The organism is Patescibacteria group bacterium (genome assembly GCA_038063375.1).
Classification (GTDB): domain Bacteria; phylum Patescibacteriota; class Minisyncoccia; order Phycocordibacterales; family JANLHH01; genus JANLHH01.
This window is the reverse complement of the sequence record JBBTVG010000036.1, coordinates 4,668-9,546: the sequence shown is the minus strand read 5'-3', so window position 1 is coordinate 9,546 and position 4,879 is coordinate 4,668. Positions and strand designations below refer to the sequence as shown.

General features: G+C 47.1%; 4 protein-coding genes and 1 tRNA gene. All 5 read right to left on the bottom strand.

All coding sequences use genetic code 11. The annotated features are described in order from the left end of the window. Positions 1-54 precede the first annotated feature (54 nt). A complete protein-coding gene (rpmG, locus tag AAB523_03635) occupies positions 55-213 on the bottom strand; it encodes a 50S ribosomal protein L33 (protein ID MEK7556342.1) in 159 nt (52 codons plus the stop codon). Between the two features lie 108 nt (positions 214-321). Then, positions 322-480 carry a hypothetical protein gene (locus AAB523_03630; GenBank protein MEK7556341.1) on the bottom strand — a complete coding sequence of 53 codons (159 nt, stop codon included), beginning with the start codon at positions 478-480 and terminating at the stop codon, positions 322-324. A 361-nt stretch (positions 481-841) separates the two neighbouring features. Beyond that, positions 842-925: transfer RNA gene (locus AAB523_03625), tRNA-Tyr, on the bottom strand. 62 nt (positions 926-987) lie between these two features. Further along, a complete protein-coding gene (locus AAB523_03620; GenBank protein MEK7556340.1) occupies positions 988-3,687 on the bottom strand; it encodes an AAA family ATPase in 2,700 nt (899 codons plus the stop codon). Between the two features lie 126 nt (positions 3,688-3,813). After that, positions 3,814-4,707 (bottom strand): serine protease, encoded by an 894-nt coding sequence (locus tag AAB523_03615; protein MEK7556339.1) that lies wholly within the window; start codon positions 4,705-4,707, stop codon positions 3,814-3,816. Between the last annotated feature and the right edge of the window lie 172 nt (positions 4,708-4,879).

Genomic DNA, 4,879 nt, shown 5'->3' with positions numbered 1-4,879 from the left:
TTTTGAACCGAGTGAACCTGTTATATGGAAATATAACAAAAGGTGTTATCAATACTACTTCTTGGCTTCCTTGTGCATCGTCTGTGCCTTGCACCATTTGCAGTACTTTTTCAGGTCGATCTTGCGCGTAACCGTCTTTCGGTTTTTCCTGCTCCAGTAGTTGGTGCGTTTGCATTTCGAGCACGCCAGTTTTATAAGTTTATCTTGAGACATGATGTATTCTAAAATTTACTGCGTAAGTCAATTTCAATAGATTAATATAAATTACCTAAAAAAGCAAGAAGACCCCTCTCTTTAAAAGAGAGGGGTCTTTAAAGATTCCTAACCCTGGGAAAGTCCGCGCAGTGCGAGAAGCACGAGCGCTCCGACCAAAGCGGTATAGAATGACCACTTTAGACAGAGAAAGCTGTCTTCTACCCGCTCAGGATTATGGAGCTCAACCGGTCCCAAAGGGAAAGGGTACTTTTTGAAAGATCTCATGTTCATCTCCTTTTTAGCCGAGATAGCAAGGGGTATAAAACTATCCGCATCATATCACACTTTTTTGAATTAACAATGCGCCGGGTAGGGTTCGGTCACAAGTTACTAAGTGTTCTCGAAGCAAAGCTCTTGCGAGCACTAAGTACTCCCTTTCTTGCCGGGTAGGGTTTGGTTTTTGTTGGGTAGGATTTTCTCCTTACAGGAGCAGTACAGGTTTCCCATTTTCTCATCCCGCTATTCGCGGGACTCAAAAATATGGGGAACCTCTTCGAATCCTACACGCAAAGCACGCAGGTGCTTTGCTCCGGCGCACAGGAAAAACATAAAAGCCCCCTTACGGGAGCTTTTTGTTTTTCATCTGTGCGCCGGGTAGGATTTGAACCTACGTAGGGCTATGCCCGGCAGATTTACAGTCTGCTGCGATTGACCACTCCGCCACCGACGCAAACGCCACTTCCTTTTAAAAGAAGTGGCGTTATTGTAACTCAAAAATACGTTTTCTACAACTTACGCTGTCGCCTTTTCTTTTTTCACGTTTTCCAAACCTCGCATTTTTCTTTTCGTTGGAAGACTCTTCCCTTTTCTCGTTGCGGTAATAACGAGCTCGCCGTCCTTCTCATCCACCAATACGGCACCGCCGTTTGAAACACCGGAGGTAACCATAAGATTGGCAACTTGAGTAAGAATCTTGTCTTGGATCAAGCGCTTCAATGGCCGCGCGCCATATTGAGGGTTATATCCCTTTTTCGCCAAATGGGTGAGCACTTTATCGGCTACCTCCAACTCAATCTCTTTTTCAGCAAGCCGCTTGCGCACGATGTCAATCTGCACATCAACAATGTTTCGGATCGCTTCAGGAGAAAGAATATCAAACATAATGATCTCATCCAAACGATTGAGAAATTCCGGCCTGAAATGATCCTTGAGACTACTCATCACTTTCTCTTTAGCTTCAGTGTAGTCGTCTTTGGCGTCGCCGCTTCCGAATCCGATGGTTTGCATCTTATCAATATGTTCGGCGCCAATGTTTGAGGTCAAGATGATGATCGTATTCTTGAAGTTGATAACTCTTCCTTTGGCGTCAGTCAAACGCCCGTCATCAAGCACCTGCAACAAGACATTAAACACTTCGGGATGCGCTTTTTCAACTTCATCAAAAAGCACCACAGAGTACGGCCTATGCCGAACCATTTCCGTGAGCTGTCCCGCCTCTTCATGCCCCACATATCCCGGCGGTGAGCCGATCAGTTTGGAAACTGAATGCCGTTCCATGTATTCAGACATATCCACCCGGATGAGCGCCTTATCGTCATCAAACATGAATTTTGCCAACGTTTTGGTCAGCTCGGTTTTACCGACACCCGTCGGACCCAAAAAGATGAACGAGCCAATCGGTCTGTTCGGATCGGCGATGCCCACCCGAGAGCGCTTCACCGCATCGGATACTTTCTGTACAGCTAGGTCTTGCCCGATCACCCGTTTCTTGAGTTCTTCTTCCATTCGAGAAAGTTTTTCCACTTCCTCCTCAAGCATGCGAGACACCGGTACGCCCGTCCACCGAGCCACCACAGCGGCAATATCTTCCCCTGTTATTTCTTCTTTGAGTATCCTTCGTTTCTTCTGCAATCTCTTCAGACGAGCGAGCTTCCCCTTCAATCCTTTTTCCAGAGTAGGAATTTGTCCATATAAAATTTCCGCAGCCGTCCCCAAGTCGGCGCGAATTTCCGCTTTTTGCGCATCAAGACGCAAAGTTTCCATCTGCTTCTTGAATTGCTTGATCTCGTTTAAAAGCGTTTTCTCATTCTGCCACTTGAGCTCAAGCTCTTTCGTTTTTTCGCGAAGATTGGCAATTTCCTTATCAATGACGCGGATGCGGCTCCTCGCTTTGGCGCCCGCTCTATCAGTCGGGACCGCTTCTTTCTTTAACGCCTCCTTTTCCACTTCCAATCGCACAATGGCGCGGTGAGCATCTTCAAGAATGGGAGGCTTGTTTTCAAGTGAGATACGCAGTGCGGACGCCGCCTCGTCAATCAGGTCAACTGCTTTATCGGGTAAAAATCTGCTGGTGATGTAGCGACTGCTTAACGTTACCGCCGCGACAATAGCCTCATCGGTAATGCGCACGCCGTGATAGATTTCGTATTTTTCTTTCAGTCCGCGCAAAATAGCCGTTGCGTCTTCCAGTGACGGCTCATCAACATAGATTGGCTGAAAACGCCGAGCCAAAGCGGGATCCTTCTCAATATATCGCTGATATTCCTTGATCGTTGTCGCACCAATCGCACGCAACTCACCTCGCGCAAGCGCAGGCTTTAACATATTGGAAAGGTCCATTTGCCCTTCGGCCGCGCCGGCACCAACGATCGTGTGGATCTCGTCTATGAAAAGAATTATTTTCCCCTCGGCACGTTCAATCTCCTTCAAGATATTCTTCAAGCGTTCTTCAAATTCTCCGCGATATTTGGTGCCGGCAATGAGCGAACCCAAATCAAGAGAGACGATCTCTTTGTCTTTCAGAGATTCAGGCACATCACCTTTGCCCACACGCACCGCGAGTCCTTCCGCGATAGCGGTCTTTCCCACGCCCGGCTCGCCAATCAAGATAGGGTTATTTTTGGTGCGCCGCGAGAGGATCTCCATCACGCGTCGTATTTCATTGTCGCGCCCGATAACCGGGTCAAGCTTGTCTTCAGCCGCAAGCTTAGTGAGATTTCTCGTGTATTTCGCAAGCGCGCGAAATTTTTTTGGCGCGCTTGCTTCCGTGACATTTGAGTTGCGCAATTGTTCAAGCACTTTCAATACCGCGTCCTTGTCAACACGGAAACGCGCAATGATCTCTTTTGCTTCGCTTGATACGTTAAGTATCGCAATGAAAAGATGTTCGGTTGAGACAAATTCATCTTTGAGGCTTTGCGACACGCGCACCGAATCTTCAAGTATGCGCGCGAGCTCGGGCGTCAAGTATATCTGGTACGAGGGGGAGAGGATGTTTTGTGAATCGGCAGATTCAATTGCCTCCAACAGAGAGTCGGTAAGCAATATGGTATCCACCTCAAGCTTATCCAAGATAGAGATCACTATTGATTCTTCTTGCAAAAGGAGCGCGGTTAGAAGATGCACCGGACTCACGTGATTCTGTCCGCGCTCAATCGCCAATTCATGCGCGCGCCGAATTGCTTCTTTTGCTTTAGTTGTAAAATGATTCATTGGGGGCATGGTAGTTGTGTGTGTTGTTTTAAAAAATGTTCGGCGGCGCAAAATCCTAATTCCGCTAGCTATTTAATACCATTATTTTTATATAAAGTCAACCAGGAAAGTCGCTTCGGGTGATGCTTATTGTACGGTGCTCTCTTTTGGCTGTTGTGCAAGCGTAACGATGAGCGCTTTGATCATATCCGCAGGCAGAGCGAAAGAGACATCATCCCGCACCATATTCATTCCCACTACTTTCCCATCCGTATCAAAGAGCATACTCCCGGAATCAGCCGAGGTCAGCACAATATTGGTATTGATCGCGCTTAAGTATTTCAACTCTTCTGTTTCTCCTTTGGTTACATTATCACCGCGCTTAGGAATAATGTCTGTCTTCGTATCAAGGAATGAGACGACTCCGATCACTATGCGCGGGTTATCAATCCCTCCAAGCGCAACAACGACTTCCCCAAGTTTCACACTGTCGGAATTTGCCAACTTCACGGAGGAAACCTTTCTCTCTCCAAGTTCCGATGTGAGCAGTACGAGACCTTTCGCTTCGTCTCGTATCGCGACATGCACAGGAATAACCGTTCCATCCGAAAGAGTTACGACATAATTTTCCTTGTCGGACACTAACGCGCCGTCAGCAACGATGAGCCCGTCCCCTGAAATAATAAACCCTGACGTGACAAATGCTCCTTTCTTCAGCGCGCCATTCTCTTCCCCTTCTTTCTTCTCCTTGGTATCGGCGAGGGAGATGTAGACATGACTTTGCTTATTATTCTCAACGGCGGTTGCGATAAGATCTTCTTCTTTGACCACCACCGTCTTAATCGTGGTTGCCCCCTGTGTTTTATCAGGAACGACCCGTTCTATAGTTGTCTGCACCACCTTGCTGATCGTATGCGTAAGGCCGGGAGGCGCTTGGTCCATGAGTGTCACCGTTGTAATGCCCGTTGCGATAGACGTAATAAAACTGACGAAAAGAGTCAGCAATACGATTTGTGTTTTTGTGAGTTTTTCCAGTTCCATCCCGTTAGAGTTAGGAAACGCAACGCATTTCCGTTCAACCGTTAATCTATGAGTAATATCTACAATCCCATTTTCTCCCTAGAGTATCAGGCAATAAAAACTGCTGAAAACTCTAACGGGATTCCATTAATTCCTATGATACAGGAAAAGAAAAAGCGGGGCAAGAAAACCT

Bases quoted from the DNA above. Each gene is read 5' to 3' on its own strand.
- rpmG (MEK7556342.1), bottom strand. From the start codon at position 213: ATGTCTCAAGATAAACTTATAAAACTGGCGTGCTCGAAATGCAAACGC.
- AAB523_03630 (MEK7556341.1), bottom strand. From the start codon at position 480: ATGAGATCTTTCAAAAAGTACCCTTTCCCTTTGGGACCGGTTGAGCTC.
- AAB523_03620 (MEK7556340.1), bottom strand. From the start codon at position 3,687: ATGAATCATTTTACAACTAAAGCAAAAGAAGCAATTCGGCGCGCGCAT.
- AAB523_03615 (MEK7556339.1), bottom strand. From the start codon at position 4,707: ATGGAACTGGAAAAACTCACAAAAACACAAATCGTATTGCTGACTCTT.